The sequence below is a fragment of the Kocuria dechangensis genome (genome assembly GCF_014636775.1).
In the GTDB taxonomy this organism is placed as follows: domain Bacteria; phylum Actinomycetota; class Actinomycetes; order Actinomycetales; family Micrococcaceae; genus Kocuria; species Kocuria dechangensis.
Window position 1 is genome coordinate 284,283 of record NZ_BMEQ01000002.1, and the last position, 21,660, is coordinate 305,942.

Consider the following 21,660-nt stretch of genomic DNA (forward strand, 5'->3'; position numbering starts at 1 on the left):
CGAAGAGGACACCATGCAGCTATCTCCTTCCGCTCATCAGGACACCTTCACGAGGGACAACCTGCCCCCGGCCGAGCAGTGGCCGGTCCTGGAGTTCACCCTGCCGGAGCTGCAGTACCCCGACCGGCTCAACGCCGCGTCCGTGCTGATCGACGGAGCCGTGGAAACCTTCGGGCCGGACCGACCCGCCCTGCACACGCCCGACGGCGAGACCTGGAGCTACGGCGAGCTGCAGCTCCGTGCCAACCAGGTGGCGCAGGTGCTGACGGAGGACCTCGGCGTGGTCCCCGGCAACCGCGTCATGCTGCGCGCGCCCAACAACCCCTGGCTGGTCGCCTGCTGGCTGGGCGTGCTCAAGGCCGGCGCCGTGGTGGTCACCACCATGCCGATCCTGCGCTCCGAGGAGGTCGCGCAGCTCGTCGAGCGCACCCGGCCCGCGGTCCTGCTCTCCGACGCCCGGTTCCTCGCGGACCTCGCGGAGACCGTGAGCAGAGACGTCCGGCTGGTGCTGGTGGGGGGCGACGACGCCGACGACCTCGTCCAGCGCTGCGCCGCCAAGTCGGGGGAGTTCGAGGCCGTGCCGACCGCCGCCGACGACGTGGCCCTGCTCGGCCCGACCTCCGGGACCACGGGGGTCCCCAAGATCACGATGCACTTCCACCGGGACGTGCTCGCCAACGCGGACACCTTCGCCCGGCACATCCTCAGGCCCCGGGCCGACGACGTGTTCGCCGGCTCCCCGCCGCTCGCGTTCACGTTCGGGCTGGGCGGGCTCGTGGTCTTCCCGCTGCGCTTCGGCGCCTCGTCCCTGCTGACCGAGCGCAACACCCCGCTCGAGCTGGCCCAGCTGGTCCACGACCGCGGCGTCACCGTCCTGTTCACCGCCCCCACCGCCTACCGGGCCATCCTCAAGGAGGACCAGGAGGGCCTCCTGCGCGGGCTGCGCGTGGCGGTCTCCGCCGGGGAGCACCTGCCCGCCGAGACCTGGCGGGAGGTCAAGGCGCGGACGGGGCTCGAGCTGGTCAACGGCATCGGCGCCACCGAGCTGCTGCACGTGTTCATCTCCGCGGCCGGGGAGGACATCCGTCCCGAGACCACGGGCCGGCCGGTCCCCGGCTTCCGGGCCACGATCCTCGACGACGAGGGCCGCGAGCTGGGACCCGGGCGGATCGGCCGGCTGGCGGTGATCGGCCCGACGGGGTGCCGCTACCTCAACGACGAGCGGCAGCTCAACTACGTCGTCGACGGCTGGAACGTCACCGGGGACACCTTCCTCAAGGACGAGGACGGCTACTTCCACTACCAGGCCCGCACCGACGGGATGATCGTCTCCGCCGGCTACAACATCGGCGGCCCCGAGGTCGAGAACGCCGTCAACCTCCACCCCGACGTCGTGGAGTCCGCGGTCGTCGGCCGCCCGGACCCCGAGCGCGGCAGCGTGGTCTGCGCCTTCGTGGTGCTGCGCCAGGGAGTCACCGGGGACGACGCCAAGCGGCGTGAGCTCCAGGACTTCGTGAAGCAGACCATCGCGCCCTACAAGTACCCGCGGGACGTCCGCTTCGTGGACGAGCTGCCCCGCAACCCCAGCGGCAAGCTCCAGCACTTCCGGTTGCGCCGGCAGGTCGAGGAAGAACTCGTCCAGCTCACCGGCACCACCGCGTCCTGACCCCACAGCATTTCCGTCCTGAGAGAGGAACACTGACATGAAGATCGCCATCGTAGGTGGAGGCCCGGGCGGCCTGTACTTCGCCGCACTCATGAAGCAGCTCGACCCCGCCCACCAGGTGACCGTGTGGGAGCGCAACGCCCCGGACGACACCTTCGGCTTCGGCGTGGTGTTCAGCGACGAGACCCTCGGCGGCATCGAGAACGCCGACACCGTCGTCGCCGGTGCCATGGCCGAGCGGTTCGCCCGCTGGACCGACATCGACATCCACTTCAAGGGGGAGCAGACCACCGTGGGCGGGCAGGGCTTCGCGGCGATGAGCCGCAAGGAGCTGCTCGAGATCCTGCAGCGCCGCTGCGCGCAGCTCGACGTGGACCTGCGCTTCCGCACGGCGGCTCCCGACGTCGAGCTGCTCAGCGCCGAGTACGACCTGGTGCTGGCCGCCGACGGGCTGAACTCGGGGATCCGCAACCGCTTCCCCGAGGTCTTCGGGCCCACCCTGGACGCCCGGAAGTCGAAGTACATGTGGCTGGGCACCGACCTGGTCTTCGAGGCGTTCAAGTTCTTCGTCAAGGAGACGGAGTGGGGCGTCATGCAGATCCACGGCTACCCGTACTCCGACGAGGGCTCCACCTTCATCGTGGAGATGCACGAGGACGTGTGGCGCCGCGCCGGCTTCGACGCGACCGAGGACCGGGTGTTCCCCCCGGGCGTCAGCGACGAGGAGTCCGTGGCCCGGCTGCGCGAGATCTTCGCCGAGGAGCTGCAGGGCCACGAGGTGCTCACCAACAACTCCAAGTGGATCAACTTCACCACCGTGCGCAACGAGAACTGGCGCCACGGCAACGTCGTCCTGCTCGGCGACGCCGCCCACACCGCGCACTTCTCGATCGGCTCCGGGACCAAGCTCGCCATGGAGGACGCCCTGGCCTTGGCGGCGTGCCTGCACGAGCACACCGAGGTCGCCGACGCCCTCGAGGCCTACGAGGCCGAGCGGCGGCCCGTCGTCGCGTCCACCCAGCGCGCCGCCCAGGCGTCGCTGGAGTGGTTCGAGACCATCGGCCAGTACAAGGACCAGGAGCGGGTGCAGTTCTGCTTCAACCTGCTCACCCGGTCCCGCCGGATCACCTACGAGAACCTCAAGCTGCGGGACCCCGACTTCGCCGCCGAGGTGGACCGGGCCTTCGCCCGCGAGCAGGGCCTCGAGCAGGTGGCTCCCGCCATGTTCCAGCCGTACCGGATCGGGGACCTCGTGCTGAAGAACCGCGTGATCGTCTCCCCGATGGACATGTACTCGGCGGTGGACGGGGTGCCCGGCGACTTCCACCTGGTCCACCTCGGGGGCAAGGCCATGGGCGGGGCCGGTCTCGTGATGACCGAGATGATGTGCGTGTCCGATGCCGGGCGCATCACCCCCGGCTGCACCGGCCTGTGGACCGACGAGCAGCGGGACAGCTGGGGCCGGATCGTGGACTACGTCCACGAGCGCTCCACCGCCGCCATCGGCGCGCAGATCGGCCACTCCGGCCGCAAGGGCTCCACCCGGCTCATGTGGGAGGGCATCGACGAGCCCCTGGCCGAGGGCAACTGGGAGACCGTGGGCCCCTCGGCCGTGCCCTACGGCGAGGGCAGCGCGGTCCCGCGCGAGATGGACCGGGCCGCCATGGACGAGGTGAAGCAGCAGTTCGTCGACGCCGCCCGGCGCGCCGCCGAGGCCGGCTTCGACCTCCTCGAGGTCCACGCCGCCCACGGCTACCTGCTCTCCTCGTTCCTCTCGCCCGTCGCCAACCACCGCACCGACGAGTACGGCGGGTCCCTGGAGAACCGGCTGCGCTACCCCCTGGAGGTCTTCGACGCCGTGCGCGCCGTGTGGCCGGCCGGGAAGCCGCTGCTCGTGCGCCTGTCCGCGGTCGACTGGCTGCCGGACGGCAACACGGTCGAGGACGCCGCCGAGATCGCCCGGGCCTTCGTGGCCCACGGCGCCGACGGCATCGACGTCTCCAGCGGCCAGATCGCCAAGGACGAGAAGCCGGAGTTCGGCCGCAGCTACCAGACCCCCTTCGCCGACATCATCCGGCACCGGGTGGCCAAGGAGGCGGGCGCGGCGGTCATCGCGGTCGGCGCCATCTCCTCCTACGACGACGTCAACTCGATCCTGCTCGCCGGCCGCGCGGACCTCTGCGCGCTGGGGCGGACCCACCTCTACGACCCGCAGTGGACCCTGCACGCCGCCGCGGAGCAGGACTACCGGGGCGCCGGAGCCGAGTGGCCCCTCCAGTTCAAGGCGGGCCGGCGCAAGCCGCCGTCGTCGCGCACGGACGCGGTCCGGCCCCGGCTGTCGCTGGTGCGCGACCCGCTCCCCGAGGACCTGCCCACCCACGTCCGCTGGACGCCGCAGCGGACGGGCCAGCCGGTCGGCTGACCCACGGCGCGCCACGGCGTGCCACAGCGAGGAGAGCGGGCCGGGACCACCGGCCCGCTCTCCTCGCGTCCTACCCTTGACTCCAGTCCCCACGATCCCCGGAGGTACCCCGTGGACACCCCGATCATCACCGCCACCGCCGTCCGCCGCGTCGAGTGGGTCGACACCGACGCCGCCGGACACCAGCACAACTCCGCCGTCCTGCGCTTCGTCGAGGCGTGCGAGGCGCAGCTGTTCCGGGACCTCGGCATCACGAGCTACTTCGGCCAGGCGCCGCGGGTGCGCCAGGAGGTCAACTACCGGGCCAAGCTCTGGTTCGGCCAGGAGGTCACCACGGAGGTGGTGCTCGAGCGCCTGGGGGAGAAGTCCATGACCTTCTCCTTCCGCGTCTGGGGCGAGGAGTTCGAGGACACCCCCCGGCGCCTGGCCGCGGACGGGTCGTTCGTCACGGCGTGCGTGCCCTTCGGGACCGAGACCTCCGCGCCCTGGCCGGCGGAGATCCGGGAGGGCCTGCTGATCGCGGCCTCCTGAGGCCCCCGAGCAGAGGACGGCCCCCGGCGTGGCGCCGGGGGCCGTCCTCTGCTCGGGACTGCTGCGGTCAGTGGCCCTTGAAGGCCTCCGCCAGCCACCACGCGCCGCCGTCGGAGACGATGCGCGCGTCGACCACGAGCGGGCGGTCGCGCGGCCCCTCGACCCACGCGGAGACCGCGGCGAGGTCCTCGCGCGTCCGGACGACCACGCCCGCGGCGCCGTGGCCGCGCGCGATCGAGGCGATGTCCGTCACCGGGAAGCGGACGATCTCCAGGTCCTCGTCGTCGGCGTCGAAGTGGTGCACCTCGGCGCCGTACGCGGAGTCGTTGTAGACGACGACCACCAGCGGAAGGGCCTTTCGGACGGCGGTGTCCAGCTCCGAGATCGCCATCATGAACCCGCCGTCCCCGGTGCCGAGCACCGGCAGGCGGTCCGGCCGGGCCGCCGCCGCGCCGATGGCCGTGGCCAGGCCGAGGCCGATCGACTGGAACGCCTGGGTGAAGCAGAAGCCGAACTCGTCGGGGACCCGCAGGTACGCGCTGGGGTAGCCCATGAAGTTCCCGGAGTCGACCGAGACGATCCGCTCCGCCGGCAGGATCGCGTCGAGCTCCCTGCTCAGCACACGGGGGTCGATGCCGTCCGCCGTGGAGAGGTCCTCGGTCTCCTCCGTGCTCCACCGGGCGTGGGCGGCGATCCGCGCGGCCGTCTCAGGGGTGCGCCGGCCGACGCTGTGGTGCCCGGACGCGGTGAGCGCCTCGCGCACGGCCGCGGCCGTCTCGGCGCAGTCGCCCAGGACACCGAGGTCGACCGGCCGGTTGGCGCCCAGGGCGGAGTCCTCGACGTCGACCTGGACCACAGTGGTCCCGGCGCCGATGAGGGAGCCGTGCCGCATGGTCCACATGTTCAGGGCGCATCCCCACCCCACGACGAGGTCGGCGTCCTGGATCGTGGCCGCGGTGAACGGTGACGAGAAGCCGCCGGAGATGCCGAGGTCGAAGGGGTCGCCGGCGAACAGGCCGTGGGCCACGGCGGACGTCGCGAGCAGGGCCCCGCAGCTCTCGGCGAGAGCGGCGATCTCCGGGCCCGCGCCCCGTCCGCCGCGTCCTGCCACGAAGACCGGGCGCTCGGCGGCGCGCAGCAGCTCCGCCAGGCGCGCGACGGCGGCTGCGCTGGGCCGGACCGCCTGGGGCGGGTCCAGCGGTGCAACGGCGCCCGTCGCGGCCGGATCGACGGGGACGGCCTGGATGTCGGTGGGGACCGAGAGCACCACGGTGCGGCGCTCGTTGACGGCGGCCCGCCAGGCGCGCACCGTGTCGGCCACTGCGCTCTGCGGGGAGTGCACGCGCTCGGCGACCGCTCCGACGCTGCGGGCCAGGCCGTCCTGGTCGATCCTGAAGTTGGACCGCACGGCCGCGGCGGCCGTGTCCGCGGTCAGGACGATCATCGGGGTGCGGCTCTTGGCGGCCTCGCCGATCCCGGTCACGGCGTTGGTCAGCCCGCAGCCCTGGTGCGTCGTGACGACGCCGACCCTGCCGGACATCCGCCCGTAGGCGTCGGCCATGGTCGCCGCACCGCCCTCGTGACGGGCGGCGGTGAACGGCACCCCTGCACGGCGCAGGGCGTTGGTCAGCGCGAAGTTGCCGCTGCCGACCACGCCGAAGACGTGTCCCGCGCCCAGCTGTGCCAGGGTGTGGCCGACCAGTTCGGCGACGGTGCCGGCCGGGCGGGGGGCAGCCTGCTCCGTCCCGCCGGACCCGTGGTGCTCGAGTGCGCTCGTGGTGATGGTCATGGTGCAGCTCCTCAGGATGGAAGGCCGCCGGCCGAGCCCATGGTGGGCCCGGCCGGCAGTGGGCAGGGGACCGGTCAGCTCGCGGTGGTGGCGGGGACGGCGGCGCGCTCCTCCGGCGCGGGCGGCGTCGCCCGCCCCGGCCGGCCGGGGGCGCGCGGGATCAGGGCCACGGCGGTCGCGGCCACCAGGGCCACGGCGGCGAAGACGATGAAGTTCCACTGGAACGGCAGGGCCATCGAGCCGATCCAGCCGCCGATGAGCGGGCCGGAGATCGCGCCGAGGCGGGCGAAGGACAGGGCCCAGCCGGTGGCGGTCGCCCGGGCGTAGGAGGGGTAGTAGTCGGCGACCCAGCCGGTGAGCACCAGGGAGGTGGAGATCGAGCCGATGCCGGCCAGGGCCACGAAGACGTAGTTGATGACGATGTTGTTGGGGAACATCAGCAGCAGGATGCCCACCCCGCCCAGCAGGTAGAAGGTCACCAGGATGAGCTTCTTGCCGTAGGCGTCCGCGGCGCGGCCCAGGACCATGCCGCCGATGGCCGAGGCCAGACTGAAGACGGCGAGGAAGGTCAGGGAGGAGCCGAGGTCGTAGCCGGCCGAGCGCATGATGGACGGCAGCCAGGTGTTGAGGCCGTAGACGAGGACCATGCCGCAGAACAGGGAGATCCAGAAGAAGACCGTCGGGCGGAGGTAGTCGCGGGAGAACAGGGCCGCCAGGGACTGCTTCCAGCCCACGGGCCTGGCCGCGGCGTCGGGGGAGGGCGCGGGCGTCCAGTCGTGGTCCAGGAACGGGACCTCCCCCAGCTTGCGGGCCAGCTGCTCGGCCTCGGCCCGGCGGCCCTTGCTCATGAGGTACTCGAGGGACTCGGGCAGGATCCAGGCCAGCAGCGGGAGCAGCAGCACGGGGATGAAGCCGACACCGATCACCCAGCGCCAGCCGAGGGTGGGCAGCAGGGCCATGGCGACCAGGGCCGCCGTGAGGATGCCCAGCGAGTAGCCGGAGTACATCACGCCGTAGTTGAAGGACCGGCGCCGCGGCTCCGAGTACTCGATGGTGAGGGCGGCGGCCACCGGGATGATGCCGCCCATGCCCAGGCCGCCGATCAGGCGGAACAGGCCGAAGAGCTCGGGCGTGGGCGCCAGCGCCGCGCCGAGCTGCGTCGTCGTGAAGATCAGCACGGACAGCAGGAGCATCTTCTTGCGCCCGATGCGGTCGGAGAGCGTCCCGATGACCATGGCGCCGATGAGCATGCCGACCAGGGCGTAGGACCCGAGGCCGCCCAGCTCGAGCGGGGACAGGCCCCACTCCCTGTACTCGGCGAGCGCGGGGATGATCGCGCCCAGCACACCGACGTCGTAGCCCTCCGCGAGGATCGCGAGCCAGCAGGCGAACAGCACCCGGTTGGTGGTTTTCTGTGGGACGGGCCACTGAGTCGAGGCAGCCATGGTCACCTGTCCTTGTCTTGGGTCTGCACCATCCCCGCACGGAGGGAGATGAATGGAAGAAGATGCCGGCGGAACTGTGCCGTGGGTCACAGTATGGTCTACGAATTACGCCCGTCACAAGACCTATATATCGGTGACGTGGACCACGCCGCCTCCACCGTAGCGGCGGTCCCGGTCCTCCGCCTGCCGATGCGGACGCGCGGGGACGCCCTGCTCGCGCGCGAGCAGGGCGTTCCCGGTGAGGCGTCGACCGCGTCACTTCTTGACCAGGCGGATCTCCTCCGAGGTCTCGCTGCGGAGGAAGCAGCCGAACTCGCTGCAGTCCACGACGGTCACCGTCAGCAGCGCCGATCCCGACTTGAAGGCCACGCCGGAGAAGGTCTGGGCTCTGTAGGCGACCGTCTGCGGCTCGCCGCTGCACCACAGTGTGTCCGCGCTGCTCCCCGAGGCCACGCGTCCCCCGCCGACCCGCTGGGCCAGGGAGGTGTAGATCTCGAGGGTCTCCCCCTCCGGGCACGTCACGGTGTACGTGCCCGTCACGGCGACTCCCCGCGAGAGCAGGGTGGCGTCCTCCTGGTCCGTCACGACGGCGGCCTGCGCGGGGGGCGCTGACCCGAGGAGGGTGAGGCCCAGGCCGAGGGTGAGGGCGAGGACGGATTTCTTGGCTTTCATCGCACTGTCCAATCAACGTCAAGGCGCGGAACGCGCATCGGTCAGTCGGTGTCCGTGTGTCCATGGACGAGGGCAGCCCGCTCGCGGGGCTGCGGGGTTCCGGGCGGTCCTGCCGCCGGCGCGGCGCATGGCTGTGCCGACACGCGCTGGGGGCGCGTCGAGTGTCGAGGTCGCTCGCGGCGAGCCTCCAGGGCTCCCTGAAGTGGGGGGATTACCAAAGTAAACCCTTGCACGCGCGGTGAAGGACACGATTTCAGCACGGTTGCGCAGGGGCGCGGAGAAATAGTTCTGCCCGAATCTAGACAGGTGTCTAGTTTTCTGACAGGCTGGCCGCACATCATCACTGTGAGGCAGGACACACGCCGCTCCGGCGCCGCGTCCTGCCCCGAGAACAACGGGAGTACCGCATGGAACTGCACGGCACGATCGCAGTCGTCACGGGCGCGGCCTCGGGCATGGGCCTGGCCGCCGCCAAGGCGCTCATCGGGGCGGGCGCCACCGTCTACGGCATCGACCTCCGGCAGGAGGCCCTCGACCGCGAGTTCACCGGCCTGGACCGGGCCCGCGGCTTCGCCGTGGACGTCTCCGACTCGCTCGCCGTGGACCAGGTCTTCGCCCAGGTGGAGGCCGACCACGGCAAGCTCGACATCCTCGTGAACGCCGCCGGGGTCTCCACCCCGGACAAGGAGAAGCAGGCGTGGGTGGACGAGATCAACACGAGGATGATCGAGTCCTTCAAGACCGGGGAGCCCTACCACCCGGAGTTCCTGGGCGGCATCACCGACGAGGACTTCGACCGCGTCGTCGCCATCAACCTCAACGGCACCTTCTACGCGATCCGCGCCGCCGCGCCGCTGCTGAAGAAGGCCGGCCGCGGCTCGATCATCAACTTCGCCTCCGTCGCCGGGCTGCTCGGCCTGCCGATGCCCGCGTACTACCCGGCCTCCAAGGCCGCCGTCGTGGGCCTCACCAAGGCGGTCGCCGCGGAGCTCGCCCCGTTCGACATCCGGGTCAACGCGCTGGCCCCGGCCGGCATCAACACCCCCATGTTCACCGCCTCCGGGGAGGACCACGTCCAGGCGCTGCTCGCCCTGCAGCCGCTCAAGCGCGTGGCCGAGCCGGAGGAGATCGGGCGGACCGTCCTGTTCCTCGCCTCGGACGCGGCCGGGCACTACACCGGCCAGACGATGTCGCCCTCCGGCGGCGCCCTGATGCTCTGAGACCCACCCAGCACCCCGAACGGAGAGCACCCGTGCAGCACACCGCGGTCCAGGAGACCACCACCACCACCATCAGCGACGTCCCCGGCCTCGAGCGACGCTTCCTCGAGGCCCTGGACGACACGATCCGCCAGGACATCGAGCGCGGCGAGTACCACGGCGCCAACGTCGTCGTCGCCCGCCACGGCGAGATCGCCCTGCGGGGCAGCTACGGCCTCGCCGACCTCGCCGCCGGGCGCCCCACCCGCCCCGACGACGTCTACCGCATCCTGTCCATGTCCAAGGGATTCACCAACGTTCTGGTCTACCGGGCGCTCAGCGAGGGGCGGCTGATGCTGTCCACGCGGGTCGTCGACCTCATCCCCGAGTTCTTCGGCACCGAGCCGTTCCGCGCCGCCCGCAAGGACCGGATCAACCTCGCCCACCTCCTCACCCACCGCGCCGGCATGCCCGCCACTCCCAACCCGGGCCTGGGCCCCGAGGGCTTCGGCGTCCTGGCCGACGTGATCTCGGCGCTGTGCGGCGTGGACGTCGTGCACGAGCCCGGCACGAACCTCAACTACTCCGCGGCCATCAACCACGCGCTCATGGGCGAGATGGCCCGCCGCGCCTACGGCGCCGGGTCCTTCCGGGAGCTCATGCAGGAGAAGGTCTTCGGCCCCGTGGGCATGGCGAACACCCGGTTCGGCACGCCGCCGCAGTGGCAGGACCGGGCCGTGCCCCTGAAGGTCATCGTGGCCAACGACTCGTGGCTCAAGCCCGAGGACATCGAGTGCCTCAACGACGTCATCGACCGCCCCGACGCCGAGATGCCCTGGGTGGGCGCGGTCTCCACGATCGACGACGTCTTCGCGTTCACCGAGATGCTGCGCAACCGGGGCCGCACCGCCTCCGGGGAGCAGATCATCGGCGAGTCCGTCCTGGACTTCGCCACCACCAACCAGACCGGCGAGCAGATCAACGACCTCTACGGCATGGTCGCCGCCGCCCGGAAGTGGGACCTCCCGCCCGGGAACATGGGCCTGGGCATGGCGCTCGCGGGCTCCGGCACGCACGCCCGCTTCTTCGGCCCCTTCGTCTCCCCGCGCACCTTCGGCTCCTACGGCGCCGGCTCCTCCCTGCTGTGGGTGGACCCCGTCTCCGACGTGTCCTTCTGCTTCCTCTCCTCCGGAGTGATGGACGAGGGCGACAACGTCGCGCGCTTCCAGAAACTGTCCACGATCGCGGCCTCCGCCGTCATCAGCGAGTGAGGACCCAGCCATGACCGCAGTGCACGACGACGCCCGCCCCACCGGCCGCTGCCCCGTCGCCCACGGCTTCGACGCCATGGGGGACGACTACTACCGCGACCCCGCCCGGCACCTGTCCGAGGTCCGGGACGCGACCCCGGTGTTCTGGTACCCGTACCTCAACGCCTGGATCGTCACGAAGCGCGAGGACTGCCTCGCGGTGCTCTCCGACTGGCGGACCTACTCCTCGGCGTCCAACTCCGCGGCCGACGTCCCCGAGAAGTACCGGGAGACCTACCCGCCCGAGCTCGTGGCGAAGATGATCGTGGGCCAGGACCCGCCCGGCCACACCGAGGCCCGCTCCGTGGCCCAGCGCGGCTTCGTCAAGGAGCGCATGGACCGGCTCCAGCCGGAGATCGAGGCCCGCGCGCACCGGATCATCGACCGGTTCGAGACCCAGGGCTCGGGGAACCTGCTCGAGGAGTACTCGCTGGAGCTCACCACCCAGACGATCATGGCGCTGCTGGGCCTGGGCTACGAGCACGAGGCGATGCTGCGCCAGCTGCGCGACGACCTCTTCGCGGTGCTCTCCTCCGCCCACGAGCCGCTGCCCGAGCCGAAGCGCTCCGAGGTGTGGGAGCGCTTCGTCGGGGCCAACCTCGTGCTGCGGGAGATCATCGACTCCCGCCGGGACTCCGACGCCGACGACATCATCTCGGTGATGGCCTCCGCCCGGAAGGAGGACGGGTCCTGGGCCCTGCCCACCCCGCAGATCGCCCTGCACGTCTCGGAGTTCGCGGCCGCCGGCACGGACACCACCGCCCAGGCCATGACCAACGCGGTGATCTTCCTGTCCCAGCACCCCGAGGCGCTCCAGGACGCGATCGCCGAGCCCGAGCTGTGGCCGCGGGTCTTCGAGGAGACCGTGCGCCGCCGCCCCTCCTCCACGTTCACCTCCCGGCGGGCCACGCGCGACGTCGAGCTCTCCGGCGTGACGATCGCCGCGGGGGACATGATCTGGATCGCCCTGGCCGCGGCCAACACCGACCCGGACCACGTGGAGCGGCCCTTCGAGTTCGACATCCACCGGCCGGACCCCACCGACCACCTCGCCTTCACCGCCGGGCGGCACACCTGCCTCGGCAACCCGCTGGCCCGCGTCCAGGGCGCCACCGGCCTCCGGGTGCTCTTCGAGCGGCTGCCCTCCCTGCGCCCGGACGACACCGAGGAGCTGGACTTCTTGCGCATGGCCCTGCTGCCCGTGCGGCGCTCGCTGCACGTGCACTGGGACGTGGCGGACGTCGAGCGCTCCAAGGAGCGGGCGGTGCGCACGCTCAGCCTCGAGGTGCTGGAGCGGACCGAGGCGTCGGACGGCGTCGTCGCCCTGACCCTCGGCCACCCGGACGGCGGGGACCTGCCGCGCTGGCGGGCCGGGGCGCACGTGGACGTGCACGTGCCCAACGGCGGGCTCGAGCCGTTCGTGCGGCAGTACTCCCTGTCCTCCGACCCCGAGGAGACGGCCGTCTACCGGATCGGCGTGCTCAAGGAGGTCTCCGGGCGCGGCGGGTCGGCGGCCGTGCACGAGACCCTGCTGCCGGGCTCCCGGGTCACCGTCTCCTGGCCGCGCAACAACTTCCGGCTCGCGCCCTCGCCGCGGTACGTGTTCGTGGCGGGCGGGATCGGCATCACCCCGATCCTCGCCATGGTCCGCGAGGCCGGGCGCGCCGGCGCCGACTGGGAGCTCGTCTACGGCGGGCGCACCCGCGCGTCGATGGCGTTCCTGCCCGAGCTGGCGCCGTACGGCGACCGGGTCACGGTGGTCCCGCAGGACGAGCGCGGGCTGATCGACCTGCCCGGGCTGCTCGGGGCGGTGCGCGAGGACACCCTGGTCTACGCGTGCGGGCCCGAGCCGCTGCTGCGGGCCGCCGAGGAGTGCACCTCGCACTGGCCCAAGGACGCCCTGCGCCTGGAGCGCTTCGCGCCCAAGGCCGTGGAGCGCACCGTGCCGGACACGGCCTTCGAGGTCGAGTTCGCGGGCTCCGGGACCACGGTCGCGGTGGGCGCGGAGGAGACGATCCTGGAGGCCGCCGAGCGGGCCGGGCTGCCGGTGATCTCCTCGTGCAAGACCGGCACGTGCGGCACCTGCGAGACGCCGATCCTCTCCGGCCGCGCCGACCACCGGGACTCCATCCTCACCGCGTCGGAGCAGGAGGCGGACGAGACCCTGATGATCTGCGTCTCCCGCGCCGCCGCGGGCTGCCCGCGGCTCGTGCTCGACCGGTGACCCCGGCTCAGCCGGCGTGGTCCTCCTGGGCCGCCCGGACGTCGCGCACGGTGTCGATGAACCGCTGCGCGACCTCCGTGGGCTCCTGCCGGGAGCTCCACAGGAGGACCACGTCGAGCGGCGCCGGGGCGGGGGAGAGCCTGCGGGCCTCCACGCCCTCGGTGCGCATGCCCAGCACCTCCGGCGGGAGGATGGTGACTCCCATGCCGGCGCTGATCAGCGGGAGCGTGGTCTGCAGGTTCTTGACCGGCTTCAGGCGCGGGGGCACGACCTCCAGCCGTTCCCACTGCTGGGTCAGGACCTCGGCCACGCCCGGGAAGCGCGGAGTGGGCTCGGGCAGCAGCCAGGTCTCCTCCGCGAGCCGCTCGAGGGGCAGCGGGTCCTCGGGGTGAGGGAAGTCCTCGTTGACCAGGGCCACGAGCTCGAGCCGGCGCACGGGCTCCGTGACCAGCACGTCGGAGTACGCGTGGCGGATCAGCCCCAGGTCGCTCGTGGCCATGACCGCGAGGTCGAAGGTGCCGTTGGCGACGCCGTCGAGCGTCTCGTCCGGGGAGGGGTCGTGCAGGGTGACCTCCACCCCGGGCGAGGCCACGCCGAACCGCCTGAGGTAGACGGGCAGGTAGGACCAGGAGAACGGCATGTAGACCGCGAGGTGCAGCGCGCCCACCACGCCGCGCCCGTGCCCCTTGAGCTCGCGGGTCAGGTCCTGCGACTCCCGGACCAGCCGGGTGCCGCGCTCCACCAGGTGGAGGCCCGCGGGCGTCGGCCTGATGCCCCGCGGGGTCCGCTCCAGGAGCCGCACCCCCAGCTCCTTCTCGAGCGCGCTCATGGCCGCGCTCAGCGGCGGCTGGGTCATGCCGAGGCTCTTGGCGGCCTTGGAGATGGAGCCCTCGCGGACGACCTCGAGGAAGTATCGGATGTGCCGGATGTCCATATTCAGATCATATACCTAGCCCCGGTCAACTTGGCAGAAGGTATATCAAAGGGCTTGTCCCGCTCCTATCGTGGTGGACAAGTCCCCGGCCTGTGAGCCACAACACACTGATCTCGAGGAGCACCCGTGACCCAGCAGGAAACCCAGACCCGCACCCAGGACGACTGGAACCCCACCACCGTGGAGGACTACCCGGCCGTGTACGCCCGTCTGCGGGAGGACGCGCCGCTGGCCTACACCAGCGACTACGACGGCTTCTACGGCTTCATGCGCTACAAGGACGTCCAGAAGGGCGCCCGGGACTGGAAGACCTACAAGAGCGGCCAGCCGTTCGTGGAGTTCCCCGAGTTCATGAAGTCCATCCCCATCCAGACGAACCCGCCCGAGCACACGTTCTTCCGGAAGTTCCTCCAGCAGTACTTCACCCCCGCGCGGGTGCAGATGCTGGTCCCGGACATCGAGCAGCTCGTCGCCAAGAGCCTGGACCCGCTGGTCGCCCGGGGCGGCGGGGACCTGATCACGGGGTTCGGCACGATCGTCCCCCAGCAGGTCCTGGCCAGGTTCCTCCGTCTGCAGGAGGACGCCTGGGAGACCATGGCCGCCAGCCTCGCCGAGGCCGACTCCGTCCGCCACGACCTCGAGAAGCACCGCGAGGTCAACAAGCGGCTGTGGAACCCCACCGTGGAGTCCCTGATCGAGGACCGGCGGCGCAACCCCCAGGACCCGGAGGTCGACGTCATGACCGGCGTCCTCGAGCTCCGGCCCGAGGGGCGGGCCATCACCCAGGAGGAGGCCGTGGCCATCGGCGTCCAGATCTTCTCCGCCGGTGCGGACACCACGACCGCGGCCATCGGCTCCATCGTGCACTGGCTGGGCCGGCGCCCCGAGGTCCAGGCGCAGCTGCGCGCGGACCCCGCCCTGATCCCCGCCGCGGTCGAGGAGGTGCTGCGCCTGGCCCCGCCGCTGCACCACACCGGCCGCCACGCCACCAAGGACGTCGAGGCCTACGGGCGCACCATCCCGGCCGGCACCAAGGTGGGGCTCAACGTCTACGCCGCCAACCGGGACCCCGAGAAGTTCGAGGACGCCGAGCAGTTCCGCATCGACCGTTCGACCAACCCGCACCTGACCTTCGGGCACGGGCCCCACCAGTGCATGGGCGCCCCGATCGCCCGCGCGGAGCTGCGGATCATGCTCGAGCAGATCCTCACCAAGACCGGGGGCTTCGAGCTCGCCGCCGAGCCGGAGTCCAACGGCCGCCCCCTGCGCACCGGCTGGTCCCACGCCCCCGTCCGCTTCGTCCGCCGCTGAACCACCGCGGCACCCCGTCACGCACACCCTGCCCATCCCGGAGGAGAACGTCATGTCCGTCCAGTCCGCCGAGCGCGTCCACCACGAGACCCAGCACCTGACCCTCGAGATCCTCGCCAAGCGGCCCGCCGCCGACGGCGTCGTCGAAGTGGTCCTGGGCTCCCCCGACAGCGCCGAGCTGCCCGCCTGGCTGCCCGGCGCCCACCTCGACCTGCACCTGGCCGACGGCCTGGACCGCCAGTACTCCCTGTGCGGCAGCCCCGGCGACCGCGGCACCTACCGTCTGGGCGTGCTGCGCGAGCCCGCGAGCCGCGGCGGGTCGCAGCTCGTGCACGAGGGCCTGGCGCCCGGTCAGAGCGTCGAGGTCACCGGCCCGAACAACCACTTCGAGCTCGTCTCCTCCCCGAGGTACCGGTTCGTCGCCGGCGGCATCGGCATCACCCCCCTGATGCCGATGCTCGAGGCCGCCGAACGGGAGGGCGCCGAGTGGTCCCTGACCTACATGGGCCGCTCCCGCGCCACCATGGCCTTCCTCGACGAGATCGTCGCGCGGCACCCCGGCAAGGTCGAGGTCTGCCCCAACGACGAGGTCGGCATCCTGGACCTCGCCGAGCGCTTCGGGACCGTCCAGGAGGACACCCTCGTCTACGCGTGCGGGCCCGAGGGGATGCTGCGCGCCATGGAGTCCGCCACGGCGCACTGGCCGGCGGGCTCCCTGCACCTGGAGCGGTTCGCCCCCAAGGACGCCGAGCTGCTCACCAAGGACCGCGGCGCGTTCACCGTCCGGTTCACCGAGTCCGACGTGGAGGTCGAGGTCCCCGAGGACCGCAGCATCGTCGAGGTCGCCGAGGAGGCCGGCGTCCCGGTCATCTTCTCCTGCATGGAGGGCACCTGCGGGACCTGCGAGACCCGCGTGCTGTGCGGGGAGGTCGACCACCGCGACTCCATCCTCAGCGACGAGGAGAAGGCCGAGAACGACGTGATGATGATCTGCGTCTCCCGGGCCAAGGGCGACCGGCTCGAACTGGAGATCTGAGCTCCGTCCCGGAGCACGAGGAAGGAAAACGACATGACGAACGACACGGTGCTGATCGTGGGCGCCGGCCCGGTGGGCGTGCTCAACGCCCTGGGGCTGGCCCGCCGCGGAATCCAGGTCGAGCTCTACGAGCGCCAGCAGGAGGTCGTCCAGTCCCCGCGGGCGATGGTCTACCACTGGTCGGTGCTCGACGGTCTCGAGCGGCTGGGCGTGTACGAGGACGCGGTGGCCGCAGGGTTCCTCAAGCAGGACTACACCTACAAGGTCCACAGGACCGGCGAGGAGATCAACTACGGCCTCCAGGTCCTCGAGGGGCGGGTGCGGCACCCGCACAACCTGCACCTGGGACAGCACCGGCTGGCCGAGATCGCGCTGCGCCACCTCGCGGAGCTCGACAGCGCCACCGTCCACTGGGGCCACTCGCTCGTGGACGTGCGCCAGGACGAGGACACGGTGACGGCGGTCCTCGAGGGCCCGGACGGACCCGTCGAGGCCACCGGCCGGTGGCTGATCGGCGCCGACGGGGCCGGCAGCAGGGTCCGCCGCAGCGTGGGCCTGGAGTTCGAGGGCTTCACCTGGCCCGAGCGGTTCGTGGCCACCAACATCCGCTACCCGTTCGAGGCGAAGGGCTTCAGCCAGACCACGAACCTCATCGACGACGTCTACGGCGCCATCATCTCCAAGATCGACAACTCCGGGACCACCGGCCTGTGGCGCTACACCTACTGCGAGTCCGCGGACCTGCCCGAGGAGACCGTCACCGATCGCATGCCGGACTTCTTCGCCGCCATCCTGCCCGACGACGAGCACCCGGAGGTCGAGGCGTTCTCCCCCTACCGGATGCACCAGCGGGCGGCGAGCAGCTTCCGCGCCGGGCGGGTGCTGCTGGCCGGCGACGCCGCGCACGCCACCAACCCCACCGGCGGCCTGGGCCTGACCAGCGGGCTGTTCGACACCTACGTCCTCGAGGAGGCGCTCGCGGCCGTGGTCCGCGGGGAGGCGGGAGAGGAGGTCCTCGACCGCTACGCCGAGGAGCGCCGGCGGATCTTCGTGGAGAAGGTCAACCCGGCCGCCGCCGGCAACAAGTCCCTGGTCTACCACTCGGACGACCCGGTGCGCCTGGAGGAGGCCCTGCGCGGACTTCGCCGGCTCGCGGCCGACGACGACGCGGCCCGGGAGCGGCTCATGTTCGTCAAGTCCCTGGAGACGCCCTCGCTGGTGCCCGGGGCGCAGCAGCTCACGGAAGGAGCCACCGCATGAGGACCTTCACGGGCAGGACCGCCGTCGTCACCGGCGGGGCCAGCGGCATCGGCTACGCCATGGCGGACCGGTTCGCCGACGAGGGCATGAACGTCGTGGTCGCCGACATCGAGCAGCAGGCCCTGGACACCGCGGTCGCCTCCCTGGCCCGCCCCGGCGTCGAGGTGCTGGGCGTGCGCACGGACGTCAGCGACCTCGACAGCGTCCAGGCCCTGGCCGACGCGACGATCGAGCGCTTCGGACGGGTGGACCTGGTGTGCAACAACGCCGGCGTCGAGACCGGCGGCACGTTCCTCAACATCCCGGAGAGCGCCTGGCGCTGGGTCATGGACGTGAACTTCTTCGGTGTGCTCCACGGCTGCCAGGTGTTCCTGCCCCTGCTGGAGCAGCAGGAGGAGGGGCACATCGTGAACACCGCCTCGGTGGCCGCCTTCAACTCCGGCACGCCCACCATGACGCCCTACTGCGCCTCCAAGTTCGCGGTCCTGGGCCTGTCCGAGTGCCTGGACATCGAGCTGCGCGGCCGGGGGAGCACGGTCGGGGTCTCCCTCCTCGCCCCCGGGCCGGTGAAGACCCGGATGACGGAGGCGGAGCGCAACCGCCCCCGCGCCGTCCCCAAGGCCGCGGAGCCGGAGCGGCTGGCCGTGATCGAGAACCTCGCCCGGCTCTCCGAGGAGGTCGGCCTCGACCCCGCCGACGTCGCCGACCAGGTCCTGGGCTCCGTGCGGGAGAACGCGTTCTTCGTCCTCACCCACCCCGACAGCGCTGTCGCCGGGCTCGAGCGGCGCCTGGAGTGGGTCCGGACCGGGACGGCGCCCGCCGCGCGCACCGCCGGGACCTGAGCCCCACCGCCCACCGACACACCACCACCGACCGAAGGACAAGTCATGACAGAAACCGTGGCCGACACCGTCATCGAGGCGCCCGAGACGGACTACGACCCGTTCGCCCTGGAGTCCCTCCAGAACGTGCACGAGATGGACGGGCGCTGCCGGGAGCTCGCCCCCGTCGTCTACGTCAAGAAGTACGACTACTACGCGATCACCCGCTACGCCGAGATCAAGAAGGCCCTGCGAGACCCCCGGACGTTCTCGTCCACCAGCCGGCCGTTCTACGCGCCCTCCCCGTTCCGTCCGCGGATCCTCATCCTCGAGGACCCGCCCGAGCACAACCGCTCCAAGGGCGCCGTGCTGAAGGTCCTCAACGAGGAGAACCTGCAGAGGATGGAGGCCTACTTCAAGGACTGGGCCGAGCAGCTGGTCGACCGGCTGCTCGCCGACGGGCCCGTGGAGATCGACGCGTTCCGCGAGCTGTCCGTGGCCTTCGTCCTCAAGGTCTTCCCGGACGTGCTCGGCCTGCCCGAGGAGGGCCGCGAGGCGCTCCTGAAGTTCGGGGACGCCGTGTTCAACGTCTTCGGCCCCGACAGCGAACTGCAGCGACAGAAGCTGGCCCGCGGCGCGGAGGGCCAGGAGTGGGTGGAGGCCAACACCGCCAAGGAGCTGCAGGCCGAGGGCAGCATCGGCTGGATGCTCTACCAGCAGGCCGAGGAGGGGAAGATCACCGAGACCGAGGCCCAGCAGATCCTCAAGTCCATCTTCGCCGCCGGCTTCGACACCACCACCGCCTCCATCGCCAGCATGATCCGCGCCTTCGCCGACAACCCCGGCGAGTGGCAGAAGCTGCGGGAGAACCCGGAGCTCGTGGACAACGCCTGGGAGGAGGCCATCCGCTACTACCCGGCCTCCCGCTACGGCGGGCGCTGGGCCAAGAAGGAGACCGTGCTGGGCGGGGTGCGCATCCCGGAGGGCGCGAAGATCCTCACCATGTGGCTCGGCGCCGGGCGCGACGGACGCCAGTACGAGAACCCGGACGAGTTCCACGTCGACCGCGAGATGAAGGGCGGCCACCTGTCCTTCGGCTTCGGCATCCACACCTGCGCCGGCCAGGGCGTGGCCCGTCTGGAGGCGCGCACGCTGCTGCGCGCCCTCGTCGAGCGCGTCGAGCGCATCGAGCTCGTGGGCGAGCCCGTGCAGGCCGTCAACTACCAGGCGTTCGGGCACGAGAAGGTGCCCGTGCGCCTGACCCCGGCACGCCGGTGACCGCGCCCGCTGTGCCCGCCCCGCACCGGAACCGGCCCGCGGAGACCCTCCGCCGGGGTGAGCTGTGGCTGCGGGGCGAGCTGCGCGACGGGTCCGAGGGCACCTGGCAGGAGGCGCCGGCCTTCGTCCAGTGGGAGGCGCCGGACGACGACGACGCCCCCGTCGCGGTCCTCGTCCACGGCGGCGGGGGCCAGTCCACCGACTGGCTGGGCTACGGGGACCACGACGGCTGGGCCCGGCGGCTGGTCCGCAAGGGCTGGGCCGTCTACCTCCTGGACCGCCCCGGGCACGGGCGCTCGCCGTACCTCCCGGAGCGCATGGGAGGCCGCACCCCCGGGGCCACCTACGAGCTCGCCGACCGGCTCTTCCTGGGCCCCGCCCAGGACGGCGCCGGCTCCGAGGCCTGGCCCTGGGAGCGGTCCCCGGGCGAGCCGCACCTCGACGAGCTGGTGGCCTCCTCCGCGGGCATGCTCCTGGACACCGCCCGCGCGCACGAGCAGGACGTCGCGCGCACCGTCCAGCTGCTCGAGCGGACGGGCCCCGCCGTCGTCGTCGTCCACTCCGCGGGCGCCCCCGCCGGGTGGGGCGCGCTGCTGCGCCGCCCCGACCTGGTGCGCGCGGTCGTCGCCGTGGAACCGCTGGGCCCGCCGTACCGGGACCTGGGGGAGCGCGGCCGGCTCGAGCACGGCCTCAGCGCCGTGGACCTGGGCCGCTGGGAGTCCGACGGCCCGCCGCCCCCGGTCCTCGTCGTCTCGGCCGGCGCCTCCGGGCGTGCCCGGGACGACGAGCAGACCGTCGCGCACCTGCGGGCGCTGGGCCTGGAGGCCGAACACCTCCTCCTGGCCGAGCACGGACTCCCTGGCAACGGGCACGGCCTCGTCTTCGAGGCCACCAACGGACAGGTCCTAGACCTCGTCCTCGACCGGCTGCGACGGAGCAGCCTCGACCGAACGGAGCACCGACCATGACCACCATGGCCCACCGCCTCTGGGGACTGGACTCCCCGACCATGACCATCGACGCCGCGCACCTCGTGGTCGGCGCCGAGGGCACGGTGAACATCCCGCTGCCGGGCTACCTGATCGAGCACGAGCAGGGGCTGGTGCTCTTCGACACCGGCATGAACCCGGTGGTCTGCGACGACCCCGCCCTCCTGTTCGGGGACCGGCCGGAGACCACGATGATCACGTCGCGCCCGGAGCAGCGCATCGACCGGCAGATCCGGAAACTGGGCTTCGACGTCACGGACGTCACCCACGTGATCCTCTCCCACACCCACAGCGACCACGCGGGCGGGCTCTACCTGTTCCCGCAGGCCAGGTTCTACGTCGGCCCGGGGGAGTTCGCCTGGTCCGCGCGGCCGCCGGCGGAGGTGCAGCACCTCTTCTTCCCGGAGGAGTACATGTCCCCGACCGTCCAGTCCTTCAACTGGACCACCGTGACCACCCCGGTCCTGGACCTCTTCGGCGACGGCGCCATCGAGATCCACCACTTCCCCGGCCACACGCCGGGCGAGCTGTCCGCCCTGGTGCGGCTGCCGTCCCAGAACGTGGTCCTCACCGGTGACACCGTGCACCTGCGCGAGGCCGTCGAGTGGACCCAGCCGGACCCGTCCGACTGGGACCACGAACTGGCCAAGGACAGCGTGCGCAGGCTCGTGGCGCTGACCGAGCGGGAGAACGCCCGCCTGTGGATCGCCCACGACGAGCGCGACTGGGCCGACTTCGGCGGCCCGGGCGTCGAGATCAAGTGAGCGCCGGGT

The 21,660-nt window shown here is 71.8% G+C and carries 17 protein-coding genes; 13 read left to right on the top strand and 4 right to left on the bottom strand.

Annotated elements, in window-relative coordinates:
• The first annotated feature begins 13 nt into the window (after positions 1 to 13).
• The 3 genes from IEW07_RS03500 to IEW07_RS03510 all read left to right on the top strand — a co-directional run bounded on the left by IEW07_RS03500 (position 14) and on the right by IEW07_RS03510 (position 4,619).
• Positions 14 to 1,666, top strand: a complete 1,653-nt coding sequence (locus IEW07_RS03500; RefSeq protein ID WP_188534438.1) for an AMP-binding protein — start codon at positions 14 to 16, stop codon at positions 1,664 to 1,666.
• Between the two features lie 37 nt (positions 1,667 to 1,703).
• Positions 1,704 to 4,088, top strand: coding sequence for a bifunctional salicylyl-CoA 5-hydroxylase/oxidoreductase (locus IEW07_RS03505; protein WP_188534439.1), 2,385 nt, complete (start codon positions 1,704 to 1,706; stop codon positions 4,086 to 4,088).
• Positions 4,089 to 4,199: 111 nt separating this feature from the next.
• A complete protein-coding gene (locus IEW07_RS03510) occupies positions 4,200 to 4,619 on the top strand; it encodes an acyl-CoA thioesterase (protein ID WP_229741538.1) in 420 nt (139 codons plus the stop codon).
• Between the two features lie 67 nt (positions 4,620 to 4,686).
• On the opposite strand, the gene IEW07_RS03515 is transcribed toward IEW07_RS03510, so the two are convergent.
• The 3 genes from IEW07_RS03515 to IEW07_RS03525 all read right to left on the bottom strand — a co-directional run bounded on the left by IEW07_RS03515 (position 4,687) and on the right by IEW07_RS03525 (position 8,525).
• Positions 4,687 to 6,408: a thiamine pyrophosphate-binding protein gene (locus IEW07_RS03515; protein WP_188534440.1), complete on the bottom strand. Its 1,722-nt coding sequence runs from the start codon at positions 6,406 to 6,408 to the stop codon at positions 4,687 to 4,689.
• Positions 6,409 to 6,482: 74 nt separating this feature from the next.
• Positions 6,483 to 7,853: an MFS transporter gene (locus IEW07_RS03520; RefSeq protein WP_188534441.1), complete on the bottom strand. Its 1,371-nt coding sequence runs from the start codon at positions 7,851 to 7,853 to the stop codon at positions 6,483 to 6,485.
• A 255-nt stretch (positions 7,854 to 8,108) separates the two neighbouring features.
• Positions 8,109 to 8,525 (bottom strand): hypothetical protein, encoded by a 417-nt coding sequence (locus IEW07_RS03525; protein ID WP_188534442.1) that lies wholly within the window; start codon positions 8,523 to 8,525, stop codon positions 8,109 to 8,111.
• Between the two features lie 407 nt (positions 8,526 to 8,932).
• On the opposite strand from IEW07_RS03525, the gene IEW07_RS03530 reads away from it, so the two are divergent.
• Genes IEW07_RS03530 through IEW07_RS03540 form a run of 3 tightly spaced genes read left to right on the top strand, consistent with a single transcriptional unit; the run spans position 8,933 to position 13,258 of the window.
• Positions 8,933 to 9,745, top strand: coding sequence for an SDR family NAD(P)-dependent oxidoreductase (locus IEW07_RS03530; RefSeq protein WP_188534443.1), 813 nt, complete (start codon positions 8,933 to 8,935; stop codon positions 9,743 to 9,745).
• A 32-nt stretch (positions 9,746 to 9,777) separates the two neighbouring features.
• Positions 9,778 to 10,995, top strand: a complete 1,218-nt coding sequence (locus IEW07_RS03535) for a serine hydrolase domain-containing protein (RefSeq protein ID WP_229741539.1) — start codon at positions 9,778 to 9,780, stop codon at positions 10,993 to 10,995.
• A gap of 10 nt (positions 10,996 to 11,005) precedes the next feature.
• Positions 11,006 to 13,258, top strand: coding sequence for a cytochrome P450 (locus IEW07_RS03540; RefSeq protein ID WP_188534444.1), 2,253 nt, complete (start codon positions 11,006 to 11,008; stop codon positions 13,256 to 13,258).
• A 7-nt stretch (positions 13,259 to 13,265) separates the two neighbouring features.
• Here IEW07_RS03540 and IEW07_RS03545 read toward each other — a convergent pair whose 3' ends face one another.
• Entirely contained in the window at positions 13,266 to 14,192 is a 927-nt protein-coding gene (locus IEW07_RS03545; protein WP_188534445.1) for a LysR family transcriptional regulator, read from the bottom strand.
• Between the two features lie 126 nt (positions 14,193 to 14,318).
• Between IEW07_RS03545 and IEW07_RS03550 the strand changes: the two genes are divergently transcribed.
• Genes IEW07_RS03550 through IEW07_RS03580 form a run of 7 tightly spaced genes read left to right on the top strand, consistent with a single transcriptional unit; the run spans position 14,319 to position 21,651 of the window.
• Complete coding sequence (locus IEW07_RS03550; protein WP_188534446.1) at positions 14,319 to 15,503, top strand: cytochrome P450; 1,185 nt, start codon at positions 14,319 to 14,321, stop codon at positions 15,501 to 15,503.
• Positions 15,504 to 15,555: 52 nt separating this feature from the next.
• A complete protein-coding gene (locus tag IEW07_RS03555) occupies positions 15,556 to 16,539 on the top strand; it encodes a PDR/VanB family oxidoreductase (protein WP_188534447.1) in 984 nt (327 codons plus the stop codon).
• A 33-nt stretch (positions 16,540 to 16,572) separates the two neighbouring features.
• Positions 16,573 to 17,799, top strand: coding sequence for an FAD-dependent oxidoreductase (locus IEW07_RS03560; RefSeq protein WP_188534448.1), 1,227 nt, complete (start codon positions 16,573 to 16,575; stop codon positions 17,797 to 17,799).
• Positions 17,796 to 18,641 (top strand): SDR family NAD(P)-dependent oxidoreductase, encoded by an 846-nt coding sequence (locus IEW07_RS03565; RefSeq protein WP_188534449.1) that lies wholly within the window; start codon positions 17,796 to 17,798, stop codon positions 18,639 to 18,641. The genes IEW07_RS03560 and IEW07_RS03565 overlap by 4 nt, the downstream gene beginning before the upstream one ends.
• A gap of 45 nt (positions 18,642 to 18,686) precedes the next feature.
• The gene (locus IEW07_RS03570; RefSeq protein WP_188534450.1) at positions 18,687 to 19,898 is read left to right on the top strand and encodes a cytochrome P450; all 1,212 of its coding nucleotides are present in this window, start codon (positions 18,687 to 18,689) and stop codon (positions 19,896 to 19,898) included.
• Positions 19,895 to 20,866, top strand: a complete 972-nt coding sequence (locus tag IEW07_RS03575) for an alpha/beta fold hydrolase (protein ID WP_188534451.1) — start codon at positions 19,895 to 19,897, stop codon at positions 20,864 to 20,866. Before IEW07_RS03570 ends, IEW07_RS03575 begins: the two co-directional genes overlap by 4 nt.
• Positions 20,863 to 21,651, top strand: a complete 789-nt coding sequence (locus IEW07_RS03580; RefSeq protein WP_188534452.1) for an N-acyl homoserine lactonase family protein — start codon at positions 20,863 to 20,865, stop codon at positions 21,649 to 21,651. Before IEW07_RS03575 ends, IEW07_RS03580 begins: the two co-directional genes overlap by 4 nt.
• Positions 21,652 to 21,660: the final 9 nt, after the last annotated feature.

What these genes read in the sequence shown, in the direction of transcription:
- IEW07_RS03545 (WP_188534445.1), bottom strand. Translation starts at nt 14,192, where the DNA reads ATGGACATCCGGCACATCCGATACTTCCTCGAGGTCGTCCGCGAGGGC.
- IEW07_RS03540 (WP_188534444.1), top strand. Translation starts at nt 11,006, where the DNA reads ATGACCGCAGTGCACGACGACGCCCGCCCCACCGGCCGCTGCCCCGTC.
- IEW07_RS03500 (WP_188534438.1), top strand. Translation starts at nt 14, where the DNA reads ATGCAGCTATCTCCTTCCGCTCATCAGGACACCTTCACGAGGGACAAC.
- IEW07_RS03570 (WP_188534450.1), top strand. Translation starts at nt 18,687, where the DNA reads ATGACAGAAACCGTGGCCGACACCGTCATCGAGGCGCCCGAGACGGAC.
- IEW07_RS03560 (WP_188534448.1), top strand. Translation starts at nt 16,573, where the DNA reads ATGACGAACGACACGGTGCTGATCGTGGGCGCCGGCCCGGTGGGCGTG.
- IEW07_RS03520 (WP_188534441.1), bottom strand. Translation starts at nt 7,853, where the DNA reads ATGGCTGCCTCGACTCAGTGGCCCGTCCCACAGAAAACCACCAACCGG.
- IEW07_RS03555 (WP_188534447.1), top strand. Translation starts at nt 15,556, where the DNA reads ATGTCCGTCCAGTCCGCCGAGCGCGTCCACCACGAGACCCAGCACCTG.
- IEW07_RS03565 (WP_188534449.1), top strand. Translation starts at nt 17,796, where the DNA reads ATGAGGACCTTCACGGGCAGGACCGCCGTCGTCACCGGCGGGGCCAGC.
- IEW07_RS03530 (WP_188534443.1), top strand. Translation starts at nt 8,933, where the DNA reads ATGGAACTGCACGGCACGATCGCAGTCGTCACGGGCGCGGCCTCGGGC.
- IEW07_RS03515 (WP_188534440.1), bottom strand. Translation starts at nt 6,408, where the DNA reads ATGACCATCACCACGAGCGCACTCGAGCACCACGGGTCCGGCGGGACG.
- IEW07_RS03580 (WP_188534452.1), top strand. Translation starts at nt 20,863, where the DNA reads ATGACCACCATGGCCCACCGCCTCTGGGGACTGGACTCCCCGACCATG.
- IEW07_RS03505 (WP_188534439.1), top strand. Translation starts at nt 1,704, where the DNA reads ATGAAGATCGCCATCGTAGGTGGAGGCCCGGGCGGCCTGTACTTCGCC.
- IEW07_RS03525 (WP_188534442.1), bottom strand. Translation starts at nt 8,525, where the DNA reads ATGAAAGCCAAGAAATCCGTCCTCGCCCTCACCCTCGGCCTGGGCCTC.